Genomic DNA, 21,458 nt, shown 5'->3' with positions numbered 1-21,458 from the left:
GGGCTCTCCAAATTTTTTGCCCGGTGACCGGGAACCGGTTAACTGGTACCTATGTATTCTTTTTTGTTCGCACTGCAAGATAATATAAAGGAACACCTGCCAAAACAATTCCCAGTCCAATTCCGGCATACTGGGGTTTCATTTTAATAAGGAAAATACTGAATGTTAAGGCCAGAATTATATAAATAATAGGCAGCACCGGGTAGCCAAATGCTTTGTAAGGGCGCTCGGCGTCGGGGCGTTTTTTGCGTAATATAAAGATGCCTATTATGGTAATTGCATAAAACAGCACGGCCACAAAGGAGATCATGTCAAGCAGGTCGCCATAGCTTCCACTCAGGCACAAAATGATGGCCATTACACTTTGGATCCACAGGGCAAACTCGGGTACAGCATTCTTATTCAACGTACCGGTACGTTTAAAGAACAATCCATCTTTTGCCATGGTATAATAAACACGGGCGCCGGCCAGTATCAATCCATTATTACAGCCAAAAGTGCTGATCATGATCATCACGGCTATTACTTTGGCCCCTTCGGTGCTGAAAATTGCATGGGCAGCCTCTACAGCAAGGCGGTCATCGGCAGGGTTAGCAATTGCAGTCAATGGCATTACATTCAAATACATCAGGTTGGCCGTAACATAAATAATGGTTACGATCAGCGTTCCCAGAAAAAGGCTCAAACCGATATTCCTTTTTGGGTTCTTTATTTCACCTGCTATGAAGGTTACGTTGTTCCAGCTATCGCTACTGAAAATAGAACCTACCATGGCTGCGGCAATGGCGCCAATCAGTAAGCTCCCCCCAATTGAAGAGGAAGGCTCCCACACGTCCTGGGCATTCTTTTGCCATTGCATCGAACTCCAACCGGTTTCCCAGTTCTCGGCCCAAAAACTTTGCTTAACGAGAAAGAAGCCTAATATGATCAGTCCGAAAAGCGATAGAAGTTTAGCTGTAGTGAATGTTGTTTGTATGATCTTCCCGCCTTTGATACCGCGGGTGTTGGTATAAGTGAGAAAAAGGATCAACGCAATGGCCAGTACCTGCGCCCAGCTGATCTTAAAGGCGTATTCCATCACCCCTTTTGCATTTAGTCCCTTTTCAATTCCCCATAAAATATGCTTTTCACTAAACCAGGGAATAAGATAAGCCGTATAGCGACTAAAGGCAACGGCCACGGCAGCAATGGTAGCAGTTTGTATCACCGCAAAAAAGCTCCAGCCATATAAAAAACCTGTTAACGGATTAAATGCTTCTTTTAGATAAACATACTGGCCCCCGGCTTTTGGGTACATACCGCTCAGCTCGCCGTAACTTACAGCAGCGGTGATGGTCATGAAACCGGTGATGAGCCAAACAGCTACGATCCAGCCGGCACTTCCTACGTTTCGGGTAATATCGGAGGTTACGATAAAAATACCCGAACCGATCATGGAACCAGCAACCACCATGGTAGCATCTACCAAACTAAGAGACGGTTTAAATGAAGAAGCGTGTTCTGCCATATTAGTTTTATAATGGTAAGAAAATCAGGTTTTAACCTTCCCAAGATAAGGAAACTAACCCGAATCACGGTTATACCAGATTTCCACAGGTTTTACCAATTTTAGCAGAATGCCAGCCGAAAACAAATAAAAAAGGCCCGAAATATGCTTCCGGACCTCATATCAAAAATTTCTTAGTTCTTACTTCTTCTTCGCTTTGTACTGTGTATTCAACCCCGAGATCAGATCACCGGTAATGTCATACGCAGAATCTTTATAATAAATAATAAAGCCTGGCTCATAAGAAAGTATGTAAGAATATTTCTTCGACTTGTTGTACTCTTTCAAAAACTCTTCAACCTGTTTACGCAACTCGGCCATACGGTCTTGCTGTAATTTTTGCATTTCCTGGTCCAGCTCAAGTTTACGTTTCTGATATTGCTGTTGCAGCAAACCTACTTCGCGTTGCGCCTGCTCACCTTCAGCCTGTGTAATGTTATTGCCTTTTTCCTGCCACTTGCGAATGGTACGTTGTGCCTTATTGCCTAAGTCCTCTAATTCGGCGTTCATTGAGCTTTCTTTCTTTTTAATATCACCCGATACATCTTTGAAATACTCATAATGTTCCTGCAGGGAATCAATATCAAAGTAAGCTACGGCGAAGTTATTTGTTTCATTTTTACCGGCCGTTACTACCGCATGCTTTGGCTTATCGCCACCCGAAAAATGTAAATAAAAAAGAACACCTATGAGAACCAGAGCGAGAATAGATAAAATAGTAGAAATATTTTTCATGAACGCCTTTTTTGCAAGATATTAATCTGAACTAAAAGAGAATTGTTAAAACTTTTAACACTAACAATACCTTATAAAAAAAGTAGGAAGTTATGCACTTCCTACTTTTTATTTCAGTTGAATGAATTATTGATAGAATTATTCTTCTTCGTCAAAGCTCATCGCTTCGCGGGTTGTTTGCAGCAATTCATATTCTTCCTTGCTACCAACGATCATGTTCTCAAAGTCACGCAAACCTGTACCTGCAGGTATCGGATGACCTGTGATCACATTCTCTTTCAAGCCCAGCATATCGTCGGTCTTACCCTGGATGGCAGCCGAAGACAGTACTTTCGTTGTTTCCTGGAACGATGCCGCTGAGATCCAGCTTTGTGTACCCAGTGAAGCTTTGGTAATACCCAACAGCACAGGGTGCGATGTAGCCGGGTTGGCATCGCGATACTCAACCAGCTTTTTGTCGGTACGACGCAGCAGTGAGTTTTCTTCGCGGATTTCACGCAGGCTAACGATCTGGCCGGCTTTCAGGCGGGCGCTTTCTCCAGGTTCAGATATTACTTTCTTATCAAAGATCCAGTCATTCTCTTCGTTGAATTCGAAGCGGTCAACCAGGTCTTCTTCGAGGAAGCGGGTATCACCCGGATCAACGATCTCAACCTTTTTCATCATTTGGCGTACGATCACCTCAATGTGTTTATCGTTGATCTTCACACCTTGTAAACGGTAAACCTCCTGAATTTCATTCACAACGTACTCCTGTACTGCGAATGGACCTTTGATAGACAGGATATCGCTTGGTGAAACCTGTCCGTCGGACAGAGAAGCACCGGCTTTGATAAAGTCACCGTCCTGAACCAGGATCTGGCGGGTCAATGGAACCAGGTATTTCTTAATAACACCGTCTTTCGCTTCAACCACAATTTCGCGGTTACCACGTTTGATGGCACCAAAAGCAACCACACCGTCGATTTCGCAAACGATAGCAGGGTTACCTGGGTTACGTGCTTCAAACAACTCGGTTACACGAGGCAGACCCCCGGTGATGTCGCGTTGCATCCGCAGCGTACGAGGTATTTTCACCAACACCTGACCGGCTTTCACATCTTCGGCCTCATCAACCACAATGTGTGAGCCTACCGGTAGGTTGTATTGTTTTACATCCTTACCTTCTACGATCAGGGTAGGTATCTTGGTCTTATCTTTTGTTTCAATTACCACTTTCTCGCGGTGACCGGTTTGTTCGTCAGCCTCTTCGCGGTAAGTGATACCTTCAATTACGTTCTCAAATTTCACCTGACCAACGATCTCGGCCACGATTACGTTGTTGAACGGATCCCATGTACACAGGGTATCGCCTTTCTTCACATTTTGACCATCTTTCACAAACAGGGTTGAACCGTAAGGAACGTTCACTACGTTGAGTAAGCGATCGTTTTTCAGATCTACGTTACGGATCTCACCAGTACGGCCGATAACCACCTGAATTGGATCACCTTCGTTGTTCACTGAAGCTACAGTACGTAAACCGTCGAACTGAATAGTACCGTCGAATTTCGCAAACAGTGAAGATTCTACTGAAGCAGAACCGGCAACACCACCCACGTGGAAGGTACGCAGGGTAAGCTGTGTACCAGGCTCACCGATTGACTGGGCAGCGATGATACCTACTGCATCACCTTTTTGTGCCCGGTTACCTGTGGCCAGGTTTTTACCGTAACATTTTACGCACACACCGCGTTTGCTTTCGCAGGTAAGTACAGAGCGGATCTCAACGGTTTCGATACCGGCTTCTTCAATTTGTTTGCCGATCTCTTCATTGATCTCTTTTCCGGCCTCAACGATGATAGTATCGTTTTGCGGGTTGTATACGGTATGAAGTGAAGTACGGCCAATGATACGATCGTACAGTGGCTCTACTATCTCTTCGTTATCTTTCAGTGCACTGGTAGCAATACCACGCAGTGTACCACAATCTTCTTCTGTAATTACAACGTCCTGGGCAACGTCAACCAAACGACGGGTCAGGTAACCGGCATCCGCCGTTTTAAGGGCCGTATCCGCAAGACCTTTACGGGCACCGTGCGTAGAGATGAAGTAATCCAATACGTTCAGTCCACCTTTAAAGTTAGAGAGGATCGGGTTTTCGATGATCTCACTTCCGGTTGAACCTGATTTTCTTGGTTTCGCCATCAGACCTCTGATACCGCACAGCTGTTTGATCTGCTGTTTAGAACCACGGGCCCCAGAGTCAAGCATCATATAAACAGAGTTGAAGCCTTGTTTATCGCTGCTCAGCTCACGGATCAACGTTTCGGTTATACGGGTATCCACCCTTGACCAAATGTCTACGATCTGGTTATAACGCTCGTTGTTGGTGATAAGACCCATGTTATAGTTATCCCATACCTCGTCTACTTCACCTTTTGCCTGATCAAGCACATCGCCTTTGATAGACGGGATGATAAGGTCATTGATGCTGAACGACAGACCACCTCTGAAGGCTGTACGGAAACCAAGTTGTTTGATGTCATCGAGGAACTTGGCCGTTTTAGGCACATTCGTAATGGTGATGATGTCACCGATGATCTCACGTAAGCTCTTCTTTGTTAACAGGGCGTTGATGTAACCAACTTCCTTGGGAACAAATTCGTTGAAGATCACACGACCTACGGTTGTTTCGGTAAGCTTCAATGCAATAACACCTTCGTTGTTACGTACCGGCACTTTCACTTTAATGTGAGCGTGCAGGTCAACGCGGTCTTCATTGTAAGCAATGATAACCTCTTCGGTGCTATAGAAAGCTTTTCCTTCGCCGCGGATCTTTTCGGTTTCAGTTGATTTTTTACCCTTGGTGATATAGTACAGACCAAGTACCATGTCCTGTGAAGGCAGGGTCATTGGCGCACCATTCTGCGGGTTCAAAATGTTGTGTGAAGAAAGCATCAACAGTTGGGCTTCCAGCACGGCCGCGTTACTTAACGGAACGTGAACCGCCATCTGGTCACCGTCAAAGTCGGCGTTGAACGCCGAACACACCAACGGGTGCAACTGGATCGCCTTACCTTCTATCAGTTTAGGCTGGAAGGCCTGGATTGACAAACGGTGGAGCGTAGGGGCACGGTTTAACATAACCGGGTGACCTTTCAGGATATTTTCAAGGATATCCCAAACCACCGCTTCTTTTCTGTCGACCAGCTTACGAGCCGATTTTACAGTTTTTACAATACCTCTTTCAATCAGTTTACGAATGATGAACGGTTTGAACAATTCAGCCGCCATATCTTTCGGTAAACCACACTCGTGCAGTTTCAATTCAGGACCTACCACGATAACCGAACGACCAGAGTAGTCAACACGTTTACCTAACAGGTTCTGACGGAAACGACCTTGTTTACCTTTCAGTACATCGCTCAATGATTTCAATGCGCGACCACCTTCGGCTTTTACGGCGTTTGATTTACGTGAGTTATCGAACAGAGAGTCAACCGCTTCCTGAAGCATACGTTTTTCGTTACGTAAGATCACCTCAGGGGCTTTGATCTCCAACAATCTTTTCAAACGGTTATTACGAATGATCACCCGGCGATACAGGTCGTTCAGATCAGATGAGGCAAAACGGCCACCATCCAAAGGAACTAACGGACGCAGTTCGGGTGGAATAACCGGAATATATTGCATTACCATCCACTCAGGACGGTTGGTGATGCGGCTATTGGCCTCGCGGAAAGATTCTACCACACTCAAACGCTTCAGGGCATCGGCTTTACGTTGCTGTGAAGTTTCGGTAGCGGCAGCATTACGCAGGTCGAATGATAAAGTGTCGAGCTCAATTCTTTGCAACAGATCGTGTACTGCTTCAGCACCCATCTTTGCAATGAACTTTTGCGGGTCTTCATCTGGCAGATACTGGTTCTCCTTAGGCAGGTTCTCCAGTATTTCCAGGTATTCTTCTTCAGTTAACAGATCGGAGGTCTTTAAACCGCGATCTTCTCTGATACCTGGTTGAATTACAACGAAACGCTCGTAGTAAACGATGCTCTCCAGTTTTTTGGAGCTAACACCCAACAGGTAACCGATCTTATTTGGTAAGCTTTTGAAATACCAGATGTGAACTACAGGTACCACCAGTTTAATGTGGCCCATACGCTCGCGACGTACTTTCTTTTCAGTTACTTCAACACCGCAACGGTCGCACACGATCCCTTTATAACGGATACGTTTATACTTTCCGCACGCACACTCATAATCTTTTACAGGTCCGAAAATACGTTCGCAGAATAAACCATCACGCTCGGGTTTGTATGTACGATAGTTGATGGTCTCAGGCTTCAGTACTTCACCATAGCTACGTTCCAAAATGGAATCTGGCGACGCAAGCCCGATAGTGATCTTAGAAAATGTGGCTCTGGGACGATTATCTTTTTTAATAGCCATATCTTGATTTTCTTATTTCGTTTATAATTGCTGATACCGGCTCTGAAGTATGATATGGGGACCTTGCGATCCCCTATCACAACAAATATTATTCTATTATTCGAACTTCAGATCCAGACCCAGACCTCTCAATTCATGCACCAATACGTTGAATGACTCAGGAATACCGGCTCTTGGAATATTATCGCCTTTAACAATAGCCTCGTAGGTTTTTGCACGGCCGATAATATCATCCGATTTAAGCGTGAGCAACTCCTGCAGGATGTTTGAAGCACCATAAGCTTCCAGTGCCCACACCTCCATTTCACCAAAACGCTGACCACCGAACTGAGCTTTACCACCCAGCGGTTGCTGTGTAATAAGACTGTAGGGTCCAATAGAACGCGCGTGCATTTTATCGTCAACCATGTGGTGCAGTTTGATCATGTAGATCACACCCACAGTTGCTTTCTGGTGGAAGCGGTCGCCCGTTTCACCATCATACAGGTGGGTATGGCCAAAGCTTGGCAAACCTGCGTTATTGATGTTTTGTGCAATTTCATCGGTAGTAGCACCATCGAAGATCGGCGTAGCGAACTTCACTCCCATTTTCAAACCGGCCCAACCTAATACAGTTTCATAAATCTGGCCAAGGTTCATACGGGAAGGTACACCAAGTGGGTTCAACACGATGTCAACCGGAGTTCCGTCTTCCAGGAACGGCATGTCTTCAGCACGCACGATCTTGGCAACGATACCTTTATTACCGTGGCGACCGGCCATTTTATCACCCACTTTCAGCTTACGCTTAACAGCCAGGTATACTTTAGCCAGTTTCAACACACCGGCAGGTAATTCATCCCCGATAGAGATGTTGAACTTCTCTCTCTTATATCTACCCAGTTCTTCGTTATACTTGATATTGTAGTTGTGCAACAAGGTGTTGATAGCATCATCGATAGAAGCATCACCTGTCCAACCCAGCGGATTAACGTTTTGGTAATCGATACCACCGAGGTTCTTTGGATTGAACTTAGCGCCTTTACCAATTTGCACTTCACCGAAGTTATTGTTTACACCGGCAGAAGCTTTGTCTTTCAACAACGTTTGCAGTTTGTTCAACAATTCTTCTTTCAGGTCTTCTTCGTTCTTCTCGTGCACTTTTTCCAGCTTTTCCAATGCAGCTTTCTCACGGATCTTCGCGTTCTTATCTTTTTTAGCGCGTTGGAACAGTTTTTTACCAATCACAACACCTTCAACACCGTTTGGCGCTTTCAAAGAAGCATCTTTGGCATCACCGGCTTTATCACCGAAGATGGCGCGTAACAGTTTTTCTTCAGGTGTAGGATCGCTTTCACCTTTAGGAGTGATCTTACCGATAAGGATATCGCCTTCTTTGATGGCGGCACCCAAACGGATGATACCATTTTCATCCAGGTCTTTGGTAGCTTCTTCCGATACGTTTGGAATATCCGGAGTCAGCTCTTCTTCACCCAGTTTGGTATCACGTACTTCCAGTTCATATTCAGAAATGTGAATAGAAGTGAACAGGTCTTCTTTGGCTACTCTTTCGCTGATTACGATGGCATCCTCGAAGTTGTACCCTTTCCATGGCATGAACGCCACTTTGAGGTTACGGCCAAGCGCCAGTTCACCACCCTGTACTGCATAACCTTCAGTAAGGAAATCGCCTTTTTTCAGGCGCTGTCCTTTTCTAACAGCAGGTTTGTGGTTGATACAGGTTTCCTGGTTGGTTTTTATAAACTTGGTAAGTCTGTATACTTTAAGGTCATCTTCAAAGCTCACCAAACGGTCAGCTTCGGTACGGTCGTAGCGAACGTGAATTTCACTACCATCAACGTACTCTACCACACCTTCACCTTCAGAAAGGATCTGTACACGGGCATCGCGGGCAGCTTTTGCTTCCAAACCTGTACCCACAATTGGGCTTTCAGGGCGAATCAACGGTACTGCCTGACGTTGCATGTTTGATCCCATCAGCGCACGGTTGGCGTCATCATGCTCCAGGAACGGGATCAGTGATGCACTCAAACCTACGATCTGGTTAGGCGCTACGTCCATGAACTCCACTTCGCTCTTCTCAAGGATCGGGAAGTCGCCGGTTTGGCGTGAAGTGATCTTCTCTTCCACGAAGTTTCCTTTTTCATCGAGCGGCGAGCTTGCCTGGGCGATCTTGGCGTTATCTTCTTCTTCAGCACTGAGGAAGGTGAGCTTTTTCAGGTCAACCTTTCCACCTTCTACTTTATGGTATGGTGTTTCAATAAAGCCCATTTCGTTGATCTTCGCGTGTACGCAAAGCGTAGAGATCAAACCGATGTTCGGACCTTCAGGAGTTTCAATGGTACACAAACGGCCGTAGTGGCTATAGTGTACGTCACGAACCTCGAAACCAGCTCTTTCACGGCTCAAACCACCGGGTCCGAGTGCGGAGATACGACGTTTGTGAGTGATCTCACTCAGCGGGTTGGTTTGGTCGAGGAACTGCGACAACTGAGAGGTACCGAAGAATGAGTTGATAACTGACGACAACGTTCTGGCGTTGATCAGGTCAACCGGTGTGAACACCTCATTATCGCGCACGTTCATTCTTTCGCGGATGGTACGGGCCATACGGGCCAAACCAACACCGAATTGAGCATATAACTGCTCACCTACGGTACGTACACGACGGTTGCTCAGGTGATCGATATCGTCAATTTCAGCTTTAGCATTGGTTAAACGAACCAGGTATTTGATGATCTCGATGATATCTTCCTTGGTCAGTGTTTTTTGATCAAGCGGCTGATTAAGCAACAATTTGCGGTTGATCTTATAGCGACCTACTTCACCCAGATCATAACGCTTATCGCTAAAGAACAATTTATCAATGATACCACGGGCTGTTTCATCATCCGGCGCATCGGCACCACGCAATTGGCGGTAGATGTGCTGAACGGCTTCCAGCTCGCTGTTTGAAGTATCTTTATTAAGGGTGTTGTAGATGATTGCATAGTCACCACCAACATCTTCTTTTTGCACGAATACGCTCTTCGCTTCCATGTCGGCGATCATATCTATCGCTTCTTCATCAAGCACCGTATCGCGCTCAAGCACTACCTCGTTTCTTTCGATAGACACAACCTCACCGGTATCTTCGTCCACGAAATCTTCTACCCATGTTCTTAATACGCGGGCAGCCAGGCGTTTGCCAAGATATTTTTGTAATGATTTTCTATCGCTTTTCACCTCGTCGGCCATACCGAACAGTTCAAGAATGTCTTTATCTGTTTCGTAGCCGATAGAACGCAACAGCGTGGTAACCGGGAATTTCTTCTTACGGTCGATGTACGCATACATTACGTTGTTGATGTCGGTAGCAAACTCCATCCACGCACCTTTGAAAGGAATTACGCGGGCAGAATAGATCTTAGTACCGTTGGGGTGAATTGACTGACCGAAGAATACACCAGGTGAACGGTGTAATTGTGATACAACCACACGCTCAGCTCCGTTGATAACGAAGGTACCACGTGGGGTCATATAAGGGATGTTACCCAAAAACACGTCCTGAACGATTGTCTGGAAGTCTACGTGCTCTTCGTCGTTACAACTTAACCTCAATTTAGCTTTAAGAGGAACCGCGTACGTTAATCCGCGCTCCATACATTCTTCAATGGTGTAACGCGGCGGGTCAATGAAGTAATCCAAAAACTCCAACACGAATATGTTTCGTGTATCAGTAATTGGGAAGTTTTCCTTAAACACCTTGAACAACCCTTCAATGTTACGCTTGTCGGGCGTGGTCTCTAATTGGAAAAATTCTTTAAAAGATTGAATTTGTACTTCGAGTAAGTCAGGTGCATCAGCAAGATTTTTGATTTTACCGAAGTTGACCCTGGTTGACAGTTTTGTTGAAGACATATTGCTTAAAACCGGTTTTTTTAATTATTCGTACGACAACATCTATACACAAAAAAAATTTTCCTTGAGAATTTCAAGCCTTTTTGTTCAAGTTGAACTGTGAAGGTTAAAATCCCAAAGAATTAAAAAAGAGGCAGTTATGTAAAATTGGCCATGTAACAACGTACCCCTGCTAATTAGCTTTTGTGAAAAAATGAGGGCAAAGGTAAGGAATATACCTTACAAAACAAGAAATTAATGGCCAAAAATCAGACCGGAAGTTTGTCAGAAAGACAGTCACCAAGGAGTAAAGGATAGGTTAAAACGACAGGCCGTAAAGATAAAAACAAAGCCGCAAAGGTTTGAACTTTGCGGCTTGAAATATTGATTTTATTTATTCACTAAATACCGGGATACCCATCGTTTTGCGGCCTCAAATTGGGATTATTTTGCATCTCCAAAGTAGGCAGCGGGAACAACAAATGCTTTTCTGCCAGCGAAGGTCCATTATCAGGGAATTTATACCCTGCAAAGTTCTCAAAGCTGTTTGAAGTCATGTTGTATGCTTTTTTAAGGCGAACCATGTCGAACCAGGTTACGCCCTCATAACAGAGTTCATGCCAGCGTTCGCGCCAAACCGCCAGCTCAAAAGAAGCCTGGTTATAGCTACTCAGGTTGCCGGTTGTTAAGCCAGCCCGGTCGCGGATCTTTTTTAATGCATCCAGCGCTTCCTGGGTAGGCCCTCCTACTTTGTTTTGCGCTTCGGCAAAAGTTAAAAGCACCTGCGCATATCTCATATTCATCCAGTTTAAACCACTGTTGGCAGTTCCTTTTTTACCCGATGTACCATTGGCGCCGGCATCAAAATGTTTATAAATATATGGGGCACTCAATGTTTTCAACGCGCCATCCCCACCAGAATAATAGGAGGTGTAAAAGAAGCCCTGGCGGTCAACAGTTCTCAGGTCACCCGGCTCAAATGAATTAACGAAATGTGGGCTGGGTGTGGTAGAACCTACTTCGGTATCATAGGCCGAAACATCTTTGAAGTTCGGTAACAGTATAGCCTGGTTCCCATTATTAGCAACCCCGCCCAGGTACTGAATTTCAAAAATTTGCTCCTGCACGTTTTCCAATGATTCATCGTGCAGGCTGTTATAATTGGCAAACAGGCTGAACTTACCGCTGGTTATTACTTCATTCGCTTTTTCAGCAGCTAACTTATAATATTCAGACTTGTTTATTGGATACCCGGCCATTGTTAAATATACCTCTGCCAGTAACGACTTAACAGCACCAAGCGAAGCGCGTCCGCTGGCATCGGTCCAGGGCAGTCCGGAAGCTTCAGCAGCCTTCAGGTCGGTCACCACCTGCATATAGATAGAGTCTTTTGAAGTACGGCTTGAATAGACTTTTGGATCGAGCGCTGTTAAAACTGAGGTAGTATGTAAAGGTACATCGCCCCACAAACGTACCAGATAAAAATACGACCATGCCCGCAAAAACTGCGCTTCGCCCAATATCTGTTTCTTTTTTGCTTCATCCATTTTTATACCCGGCACCCTATCCAATACCAGGTTGGTTTGTGCAATTACACTGTATAAGCCGGTCCACCAGTTAAGAATAAATACATTTTCGCCATTATAACTTAGGCCAATCAGGTTATTCAGGTCAGTATTTTGCCCCGTTTCGGTTTTGGCTGTACCAGTGGGCATTTCGAGCATGGAAAAATTATTGGCGAATATGCCGGCGCCATTACCTATAAACCGGGTTTGTGCGTAAGCGGCGGCTATTGCAGCATCGGCATGCCCTGGCAGTGTATAATATATATCTGGTGTAAGGTTCGATGGATCTTTATCCTGCTCAACCAACCATTTTTTACAACCAACGCTTGTTACCGCAAAAGCGCATATAAGAAAGAGATATAGCGAATTTATTTTATGAATTTTCATATGAGCTTATTTAAACATTTACTATTTATAATCCAAGGCTGATTCCAAGCATGTAAGTAGTTGGCTTGGGATAATCGAAAAATGTTTGCCCCTGTGCAAATGCATTGCTGTAGGTAGTTACTTCCGGATCGTTACCCGAGAACTTGGTTTTCAGGAAGAAGTTTTGTACCGAAGCTGTAACACGCAGTTTGCTGATCTTTAACCTACTTAATGTATTAGCTGAGAAATTGTAGCCCAATAGCAAATTCTTTCCGCGAATAAAGGAACCATCTTCTATCCAACGGGTATCCACATTTGTAACATAACCGGCCCTTGTATCGCGTGTGGTTGCGATCATTGTATTGTTGTTATTCTTGCCGGGTTGATAATAATCGAGCACCGAGCTAAAGCTATTGGCAATACCTGTTCTGTCTTCACCAGAGTGTTTGGTTTGGTTCAACACATCGTTTCCGTACATATAGCCGATCTCAATTAACAGATCTAAATTCTTATAGCTGAAACTGTTGTTGAACGAACCCCAGCCTTTGGCATTACCATTACCAATGATCATTCTGTCGAGATCATTAATAGCATAATCACCGTTTACATCCAGGTATTTTAAATCGCCGGGCAAAATGGGTTTACCACCACGATAGCTGGAATATTTGGCTGCTTCAGCCCTTTCGGCATCTGTCCATACGCCCTGGCGCACAAGACCCCAAAACGAACCTACCGGCTGTCCTACCTGAATGATACCTGTGTTTGATAAGAAGTTTGGATTGCCAGAGAAGATAGGTGCAGGTGTTGCCAGTGACAGCACTTTATTTCTGTTCAGGGAAATATTGAAAGTGGTGTTCCACGAAAAGTCCTGGTTCTTTATATTAACAGTATGTAAGGTCAACTCAATCCCTTTATTTTCCATGCTGCCAATATTCTTCATAAGTGAAGGATAACCGGTAGATCTTGGTAAAGGCGACTCCAACAGCATATCGGTTGTTTTGCGATAGTACCAATCGGCCTCAAAACTGATCCTGTTTTCAAATAAACCCAATTCAACACCGGCATCTGTTTGCGCTGTTTTTTCCCATCTTAGGTCAGGATTGCCTAATCTGTTGGCTCCCACGCCAGAGAACCTGGCATTGCTAAAGATGGCAGTATATGAACCTAATAAAGCATCCGATGAATAAGGAGCAATTTCAGAGTTACCGGTTAAACCATGGCTAACACGTAGTTTAAGATGCGAAACGGTTTTGCTGCTTTTGATAAAATCTTCGTTCGATGCATTCCAGGCCACGGCTGCCGATGGGAAAAAAGCGAACTTATGATTGTCGCCAAATTTTGAGCTACCGTCAACACGGCCTGTGAAAGTAACAAGGTACTTTTCCCTGAACCCATAGTTCAAACGGCCAAAGTACGAATTGAAAGCAAAGCCGCTTTTGTTCGAAGCAGATGCATTCTGCGTACTTCCTGCCCCCAAATTGTAGTATTGGAAAAAATCGGTTGAAAAAGTTTGTGAGCTGGCGTTCACCGACGCATAATTTGTTCCCTGCCATGAAAGCCCAATCAAACCATTGATAGCGTGATCTTCTTTTATCGTTTTAGTATAGTTCAGGAATGTTTCTGATGACCAGTAAATTTCGCGGTTATCAAAAATGCTGGCTGTACCATTCTGGGCCATGGAGATATTGTGCAGCGTACGGCTGCTAAACTGGTTCTCCTGTCTTTGAACCACGCTTACACCCACCTGGCTTTTAATGTCAAAGCCATTTCCAAGTAAAAGATTTACGTAAGCATGGCCAAGCATATTCTGCACATTCACTATATATTTTCTATCATTCATGATGTGCACAGGATTACTACCACCCTCTGCACCGGGGTACAAATAGTTATCGCCCCAGGTGCCATCTTCAAATTTAACAGGCAGGAAAGGGAATGCTTCTGTGATCATACGCACAGAGTTCAACCCACCGGTACCCTGATCTACCAGATTCTCCTCCTGATTATTGTAACTTACACTACCACCCATGCGAAGCCAGTCTTTGGGTTTCAAGTCAAGAACAAACCGGGCAGAATAACGCTTCAGGTAAGAATTGAGCAGCAAACCATTATCATCGCGATACCCCAGGAACAATCCATATAAATTATTGTTACTACCACCGGTTACTCCTATCTGATGATTTTGTGAAAGCTTATGTTGTAATGATTCTTTCAACCAGTCGGTATTATATAAAGGTTTGCCGTTGGCATCAAACATGGTTGGCAAACTTTTTCTTTTCACTCTTGGGTCTACTGCCGATGAGTAGGTACCGGCAGCCCAACCATCCGGGTCATACGTTTTAATATTGTCATATGCCAGATCCTCAAGATCGAGGTATTGTTGTGCATTCAGCATATGCACTCTTTTAGGACCAATTGTAGGCACACTGAGGTTACCATCATAAGTAACTTTTGCAGGTCCGTTAGTACCACGCTTGGTTGTAATAAGTACTACCCCGTTTGCACCCCGCGCTCCATAAATGGCTGTACCCGATGCATCTTTCAATACTTCTACAGACGCTATATCATTTGGGTTAATATAGTCAATAGAGTTACTGTTGAGTGTTTGGTTACCAATGGGTATATATACCCCATCTACTACATAAAGCGGGTTGTTCGATGAATTGATGGAACTAAAACCACGTACACGAATTCTGGTTGCCCCACCTGGCCTACCCGAGTTGGTGGTTACCTGTACCCCTGCAATACGACCCGATAAAGCTTCGTTCACCGAAGCTGCTGGCCGCTCCTGTAATTGAGAAGCTTTTACCGAACCAACCGAACCCGTAAGATCTTTCTTCTTTACAGTACCATAACCAATCACCACTACTTCGCTCATTGATCCCTTACCTAACTGTAATTGAACATTCAGCGTTTCTTCATTACCCACCTTTAACTGAAAATTTTCATAACCTGTGTGTGTAAACACAAGCGTTGCACCCGGAGTAACATTCAGGGTAAAGCTACCATTCATGTCAGTGGTAGACCCAGCTGACTGGCCTTTTACCTGAACCGATACGCCAGGCAATGGCGCACCGTCTTTTGCATCGGTCACTTTACCGCTGATACTGCGGCCTTGAGAAAATGCCAGAATTGAAATAAAAAGTGCGAGGAAACTTAGCAGACATAGCCGCCCGACAAAATAAAACTGCTTTTTCATACGCAAGTTTTGGTTTATGAATAAATACTACATCGTTATAGCTTTTTAGCAAAAGACCTTCCTGCATCACATTACTAACAACACAATAAAATTCACAGAAGGTTTTAAAGATCCATTCGCATATGCTCATGCGCACACAGGGAGTTTTGTAAAACAAACTCCAGGTTTACCATACTTAAGGTTAAGAGGTGTGTGGACAGTTTGGTACATAAGTAACCCACGTAAAAACTATAACCGTTTTTACACACAGGTACCCTACCTATTTTCAAGGGCAGATTTGTCCAGGGCAGAATTGACTACTGTAATTTTTGTAATCCAGGCTATTCTTGTAGTTCAGGCTATACTAAAAAAGACAATAAATGAACAGGCAATTGCATTTCGAATTAGCAATATGCCAATGGCAAAAACTTTTGGGATGAAAATCGTTTCTCAGAATAAAATTAGTGATTCTAAAACGTTTTTGCAAAATATTTATGGCTAACTCTCTGCTAAACTTTAACTGGCTAAAAAACGCAAATTGTGTATGTATTGTAGAATAGACTACACTAGCCGGTTATGGCTAAAGGGAATACTAAAAGTGAAGGTATGTATATGGAAATCTTAGTAACCAGTGTATGGTTATATAAAAAGAAGACGCAATAACAGGCATATAGCCTGCTATCATCTTTTGTAAATGCTAAGTATCTATTTGTTTACTTTTTGAACGTATTCGGTAGTACCCCTGATAACCAATCCTGGTGAGATCTCAATTTTGCTTTCGCCGCCATTGTTTCCTTTTCCCAATTGCTCCATAAGCAGCTCCAGGGCTGTTTTGGCAATCTCTTCAGCAGGCTGGCGTATACAGGTAATACCAGGTGGGTACAGGCGAAACACATCGTGGTCGTCAAAAACGATCATAGCCAGGTCATCGGGCAGTTTTAAACCCAACCGGTGAATACTTTCCAATCCTAGTAAACCCAGGTAATTGGTAGCAAAGAACACAGCTTCCAGGTCGGGGGTATTTTTAATAAAGCTGGTTACACTTTCAATCCCCTGCTCTTTGTCCTCTTCATATTTTAAAGTAAGCACAAGGTTGTCTGTATCCAGCCCAGCCTTGCTCATACTGTCCTGATAAGCTTTTAGCCTATCTTCCATTTGCACCAGGTCGAGGTCGACAGTAACAAAACCTATCCGGCGATATCCTTTTTCTATCACGTGCGCCATACCCTTCATTACGCCTTCATAGTTATTAACCAACACATGGGGCACATCTATACCTGGAAAGTAGCTGTCCATCAATACAACTGGCTTATTATCGGCGATCAGTTCTTTGATGTCTTGTTCCATACCGGGCGTAGGTGTGATGATATAGCCGTCTACCTGGCGCTGGGAAAGCATTCCGATCAATTCTTTACCCTTTTGGCGGTTATTTTCGGTGCTTGTGTAAACAACCTTATAGCCAAACCTTGCAGCTTCATCCTCTATGATGCGGGAAAGGGAGGCAAAAAAGTTACCAGAAATGGTTTCTACTATTAAACCGAGTATTTGTGATTTTCCGGTTCGCAGGCTCACAGCCACCGGATTGGGGTGGTACCCTTCAGTTTTAGCAACCTCCATGATCCTACTGGCAAGCGTTTCACTGATACGCATTTGTTTTGCTTTGCCATTCAATACGAACGAAACAGTGGAGGGCGAAACACCAGCAATGCGAGCGATATCTTTGAGGGAGACCCTTTTCATATTTGATTATATGTTATATAAAGGAGACTACTAAACTATGAAAATAAAACTAACAAAAATGGATTTCCCCCATATATAAAAAAACCCCGGTGTAAACACCGGGGCTAATATAGCTTAATTGAAAGTTCAATTATTTAACTTCAACTTCAGCGCCAGCTTCTTTCAGCTTGGCAACCAGAGCGTCAGCATCAGCTTTGCTGATACCTTCTTTAACTGGTTTTGGAGCGCCATCAACTAAGTCTTTAGCTTCTTTCAGACCAAGACCAGTCAATTCTTTAACCACTTTAACTACGTTCAGTTTGTTAGCGCCACCGTTTTTCAGGATAACGTCGAACGCAGTTTTTTCTTCTGCAGCAGCAGCAGCAGGACCAGCAGGACCAGCAACAGCTACAGCAGCAGCTGCAGGCTCAATACCGTATTCTTCTTTCAGGATCTTAGCTAACTCGTTAACTTCTTTAACAGTCAGGCTTACTAACTGCTCTGCGAATGCTTTTAAATCTGCCATTGTTGTAAATTTTTCCCGCCTTCAATGCCTGTGCTCCGGCGGATGTTTAAAAAAATTTGTTTGTAGGTAACCCTCAGGCAAGGGTTATTATTTTGAGATCGTGATCAGTAATTACTGAGCGCGGTCTTCTAAAGCTTTTACTAAACCAGCCAGTTTGTTGCCGGCGTTCAGGCCGCTGATAACATTCTTGGCAGGTGATTGCAACAAGCCAATGATTTCCCCGATAAGGTCGTTTTTGCTTTTCAGGGTAGTCAGTGTTGCCAGTTGATTGTCGCCCATAAACACATCACCATCGATGAAGGCGGCTTTCAACACGGGTTTTGGCTTAATGTCTTTTTTGCCTTTAACGTATGCATCACGGAACTCGCTTATGATCAACGCGGGTTCTTTTGCATTTTCGCTGAACATGATAGCAGTAACGCCGTTCAGAGACTCGAACATGCCAGAAAACCTTTTCTCATCCAAAGACTCAAGCGCCTTACGGATAAGGGTGTTTTTGGCAACCTTCATTTCAACTTTCTTATTGAAACATACACGGCGCAGGTTACCTACCTGTGCAACCGTTAATGATTCTGTATTGGTAACATAGAAGTTATTGTATTGAGAAAATTTCTCTTTCAATACTTCAATGATGTCGTTTTTTTCCTGTTTTGTCATAACGCTAAAATTTTGTTGGCTTCGTTCGTAAAACTGCTTGGGGCAGCACTACTTCGTTGCGTTATTAAAGTTTAGTTCATTAAAGATTTTGTTTCAACTGCAATAGCAGGACTCATAGAACTAGCCATGAACACGCTTTTCAGGTAAGTACCTTTTGCAGTAGAAGGTTTAGCCTTGATGATTGCTTCAATCAGCGAATGGCTGTTCTCAGCAATTTTCTCAGGGCTGAAGCTTACGCGGCCGATAGAAGCGTGAATGATACCAGCTTTATCAACTTTGAAAGCGATCTTACCACCTTTAACCTCGTTAACAGCAGCAGCAACATCATTGGTTACAGTACCTGTTTTGGGGTTTGGCATCAGGTTACGGGGACCTAAGATCTTACCCAGTTTACCAATTTTAGGCATTACAGAAGGTGTAGCGATGATTACATCAATGTCAGTCCAACCACCTTCAATTTTTTGAACAAACTCATCCAGGCCAACAAAATCGGCGCCGGCTGCTTTTGCATCAGCTTCTTTCTCAGGTGTACATAATACCAGTACTTTTTTGGTTTTACCAGTACCATGTGGCAGGGTAACAGTACCGCGGATAGCCTGATCGGCTTTCTTTGGGTCAACCCCTAACCGGATGTGAAGGTCTACAGATGCGTCAAACTTTGTTGTATTAATAGTTTTCACAATAGAGGAAGCCTCTTTCAGTGAATACACTTTATTTTTGTCGACTTTAGCGTCTACTGCTTTTCTTTTTTTAGGAATTCTTCCCATTGTCATTCAGTTTTAAAGATTCCCGGCTTCCCGGGACAGTGAACAATTAATTTTCCCAGGGAGCTTTACCATCAACAGTAAGACCCATGCTGCGGGCGGTACCAGCCACCATACGCATAGCACTTTCGAGGGTGAAACAGTTCAGGTCGGGCATTTTGTCTTTCGCAATTGCCTCTACCTGGTTCCAATTCACTTTACCAACCTTATTACGGTTTGGCTCTTTAGAACCGCTTTGCAGTTTAGCAGCTTCCAGCAACTGAACGGCTGCAGGAGGAGTTTTAATTACAAACTCGAACGATTTGTCGGAAAAAACGGTAATTAATACAGGGAGAACTTTGCCCATTTTATCCTGCGTGCGGGCGTTGAATTGCTTACAGAATTCCATGATATTGATACCCTTGGAACCCAGTGCAGGACCTACAGGAGGAGCCGGATTTGCCTGGCCGCCTTTTACCTGTAGCTTTACGTAGCCGGTAATTTCTTTTGCCATTTTTACTGATTTATTGGTTCAAACGATGGTTCACCAGGCAGTAGCCTGGCTACTTGATCTCCCAAATTCCTCTGAATCCCGCTCAGACGGGATACTAAAAAGAACTTTCTTTTGGGGACGCAAAGGTAAGAAAAGGTTTTAATAAAACAACCTTTTTTTACAGGTTAAAAACAGGCTGCAATATACGTCCAAACCGGGTTTCCTCACAGGCCCATTTCCTGGTATATACAGCTCCTTTAATTACGAACAATGACTATACATTTTTGGCAACCTTTATACGAATAATACCTCCCCTGCTACTTAGCACCCCTAACTAAATGCCCATTGCTATGCATGATATACATACCATACATGTGCCCAACATCTATTATAAAAACGCACCCTTCTTATAACAAGACAAACAGGTAATGACACATTTTTTACTGGTCACATACGAGAGTATGCCGGTTAAACGCTTTATGTATATCCATACATCGAATAACTGCTTGCTATGTATAAACAACCTTTCGGCCATTGACGTTTTCAGATAGCCATACCTGGGCTATTTTAACAACCAGTTACATGGTAATTCGGTTATAAGCTTCCTCTGAAACCCAGTATGGATAAGTATTTCAGGTTATAGGGAGGCTTGGCGTTATCATATACCGGCGTGTATTGATAAAGGGCATGCATACATCATAAAAAGCCTTTAATGATGGCCGGAATTTTGCAAGCACTATAGCCAATATCAATAGGATCAAGTGTCAGGAAGCGTGATCACTGTTAGCAAAATGCACGTAGTTTTTTATTTTTTGAATATTTATGCGTAGCTTTTGCGATTATTTATAGTAACGCTTCTTCTTATAGAAATTAACCAACAACAAAAAACACATCAACACTATGGCCAAAGCAAAGAAAAAAGCAGCAAAAAAAGCCGCTCCTAAAAAAGCAGCGAAGAAAAAATCACCGGCCAAAAAAGCGGCAAAGAAAGCCGTAAAAAAGGCCGCAAAGAAAGCTGCTAAAAAAGCTGCCAAGAAAGCCGCTCCTAAGAAAGCAGCAAAGAAGGCAGCAAAAAAAGCCGCCAAAAAAGTAGCAAAAAAAGCCGTTAAAAAGGCAGCAAAAAAAGCCGCGCCCAAGAAAGCCGCTAAGAAAGTAGCTTCTAAAGCGCCGGTAAAAAAAGCCGCAAAAAAGAAAGCAGCGAAAAAATCGCCTTCTAAAAAAAGAGCAGTATCTAAACCAGAACCAGTTCAGGAAAAAGAACCAATAGTTGTTCCTCCTGTATTTGATGAAGATATTGATGAAACAGAAGCTGATGCCGATACAGATGTAGATGTTGATACAGATATCGATACTGATACAGATGATACTGATGATACAGATGCTGATGAGGATACTGATGCCGATGATGTAGATTCAGATGACGACGACGATACAGACGACGAAGATGAAGACGCCGATGATGACAACGACGTTGTCGAAGAAACTGTTGAAGAAGATACTGACGAAGACGAGGATGAAGATGAAGAGAATGTGTAAGCAACTCCGGGCGAATTGCTACATTAAAATAAATTAACCTTTCCCAACTCGGAAAGGTTTTTTTATTCCCATGCTCAAAAAAAAAAC

At 43.8% G+C, this 21,458-nt stretch carries 12 protein-coding genes; 1 reads left to right on the top strand and 11 read right to left on the bottom strand.

Features of this window, described 5'->3' with window-relative positions; translation table 11 throughout:
- Positions 1–49: 49 nt before the first annotated feature.
- The 11 genes from GGD38_RS30470 to rplK all read right to left on the bottom strand — a co-directional run bounded on the left by GGD38_RS30470 (position 50) and on the right by rplK (position 19,856).
- Positions 50–1,507: an APC family permease gene (locus GGD38_RS30470; RefSeq protein WP_375303471.1), complete on the bottom strand. Its 1,458-nt coding sequence runs from the start codon at positions 1,505–1,507 to the stop codon at positions 50–52.
- 180 nt (positions 1,508–1,687) lie between these two features.
- Positions 1,688–2,281, bottom strand: a complete 594-nt coding sequence (locus GGD38_RS30465; RefSeq protein ID WP_375303472.1) for an OmpH family outer membrane protein — start codon at positions 2,279–2,281, stop codon at positions 1,688–1,690.
- Between the two features lie 138 nt (positions 2,282–2,419).
- Positions 2,420–6,712: a DNA-directed RNA polymerase subunit beta' gene (gene rpoC / locus GGD38_RS30460; RefSeq protein ID WP_375303473.1), complete on the bottom strand. Its 4,293-nt coding sequence runs from the start codon at positions 6,710–6,712 to the stop codon at positions 2,420–2,422.
- 96 nt (positions 6,713–6,808) lie between these two features.
- A complete protein-coding gene (rpoB, locus tag GGD38_RS30455; protein WP_375303474.1) occupies positions 6,809–10,612 on the bottom strand; it encodes a DNA-directed RNA polymerase subunit beta in 3,804 nt (1,267 codons plus the stop codon).
- Between the two features lie 380 nt (positions 10,613–10,992).
- Positions 10,993–12,543: a RagB/SusD family nutrient uptake outer membrane protein gene (locus GGD38_RS30450; RefSeq protein WP_375303475.1), complete on the bottom strand. Its 1,551-nt coding sequence runs from the start codon at positions 12,541–12,543 to the stop codon at positions 10,993–10,995.
- A 25-nt stretch (positions 12,544–12,568) separates the two neighbouring features.
- Entirely contained in the window at positions 12,569–15,718 is a 3,150-nt protein-coding gene (locus GGD38_RS30445; protein WP_375303476.1) for a SusC/RagA family TonB-linked outer membrane protein, read from the bottom strand.
- Positions 15,719–16,402: 684 nt separating this feature from the next.
- Positions 16,403–17,437 (bottom strand): LacI family DNA-binding transcriptional regulator, encoded by a 1,035-nt coding sequence (locus GGD38_RS30440; protein WP_375303477.1) that lies wholly within the window; start codon positions 17,435–17,437, stop codon positions 16,403–16,405.
- A 130-nt stretch (positions 17,438–17,567) separates the two neighbouring features.
- Positions 17,568–17,942 (bottom strand): 50S ribosomal protein L7/L12, encoded by a 375-nt coding sequence (rplL, locus tag GGD38_RS30435; protein ID WP_081150118.1) that lies wholly within the window; start codon positions 17,940–17,942, stop codon positions 17,568–17,570.
- A gap of 111 nt (positions 17,943–18,053) precedes the next feature.
- On the bottom strand, positions 18,054–18,599 hold the full coding sequence (rplJ, locus tag GGD38_RS30430) for a 50S ribosomal protein L10 (protein ID WP_375303478.1): 546 nt from the start codon (positions 18,597–18,599) through the stop codon (positions 18,054–18,056).
- 71 nt (positions 18,600–18,670) lie between these two features.
- The gene (rplA, locus tag GGD38_RS30425; RefSeq protein ID WP_375303751.1) at positions 18,671–19,357 is read right to left on the bottom strand and encodes a 50S ribosomal protein L1; all 687 of its coding nucleotides are present in this window, start codon (positions 19,355–19,357) and stop codon (positions 18,671–18,673) included.
- 55 nt (positions 19,358–19,412) lie between these two features.
- The gene (rplK, locus tag GGD38_RS30420) at positions 19,413–19,856 is read right to left on the bottom strand and encodes a 50S ribosomal protein L11 (RefSeq protein WP_375303479.1); all 444 of its coding nucleotides are present in this window, start codon (positions 19,854–19,856) and stop codon (positions 19,413–19,415) included.
- 879 nt (positions 19,857–20,735) lie between these two features.
- Here rplK and GGD38_RS30415 point away from each other — a divergent pair.
- Complete coding sequence (locus GGD38_RS30415; protein ID WP_375303480.1) at positions 20,736–21,371, top strand: hypothetical protein; 636 nt, start codon at positions 20,736–20,738, stop codon at positions 21,369–21,371.
- Positions 21,372–21,458: the final 87 nt, after the last annotated feature.

It is taken from the genome of Niastella sp. OAS944, from assembly GCA_024809215.1.
Lineage (GTDB): Bacteria > Bacteroidota > Bacteroidia > Chitinophagales > Chitinophagaceae > Niastella.
The sequence above is the reverse complement of the archived record's forward strand: the minus strand, read 5'-3'. Positions and strand labels throughout refer to the sequence as shown.

Bases quoted from the DNA above. Each gene is read 5' to 3' on its own strand.
- GGD38_RS30470 (WP_375303471.1), bottom strand. From the start codon at position 1,507: ATGGCAGAACACGCTTCTTCATTTAAACCGTCTCTTAGTTTGGTAGAT.
- GGD38_RS30465 (WP_375303472.1), bottom strand. From the start codon at position 2,281: ATGAAAAATATTTCTACTATTTTATCTATTCTCGCTCTGGTTCTCATA.
- rpoC (WP_375303473.1), bottom strand. From the start codon at position 6,712: ATGGCTATTAAAAAAGATAATCGTCCCAGAGCCACATTTTCTAAGATC.
- rpoB (WP_375303474.1), bottom strand. From the start codon at position 10,612: ATGTCTTCAACAAAACTGTCAACCAGGGTCAACTTCGGTAAAATCAAA.
- GGD38_RS30450 (WP_375303475.1), bottom strand. From the start codon at position 12,543: ATGAAAATTCATAAAATAAATTCGCTATATCTCTTTCTTATATGCGCT.
- GGD38_RS30445 (WP_375303476.1), bottom strand. From the start codon at position 15,718: ATGAAAAAGCAGTTTTATTTTGTCGGGCGGCTATGTCTGCTAAGTTTC.
- GGD38_RS30440 (WP_375303477.1), bottom strand. From the start codon at position 17,437: ATGAAAAGGGTCTCCCTCAAAGATATCGCTCGCATTGCTGGTGTTTCG.
- rplL (WP_081150118.1), bottom strand. From the start codon at position 17,942: ATGGCAGATTTAAAAGCATTCGCAGAGCAGTTAGTAAGCCTGACTGTT.
- rplJ (WP_375303478.1), bottom strand. From the start codon at position 18,599: ATGACAAAACAGGAAAAAAACGACATCATTGAAGTATTGAAAGAGAAA.
- rplK (WP_375303479.1), bottom strand. From the start codon at position 19,856: ATGGCAAAAGAAATTACCGGCTACGTAAAGCTACAGGTAAAAGGCGGC.
- GGD38_RS30415 (WP_375303480.1), top strand. From the start codon at position 20,736: ATGGCCAAAGCAAAGAAAAAAGCAGCAAAAAAAGCCGCTCCTAAAAAA.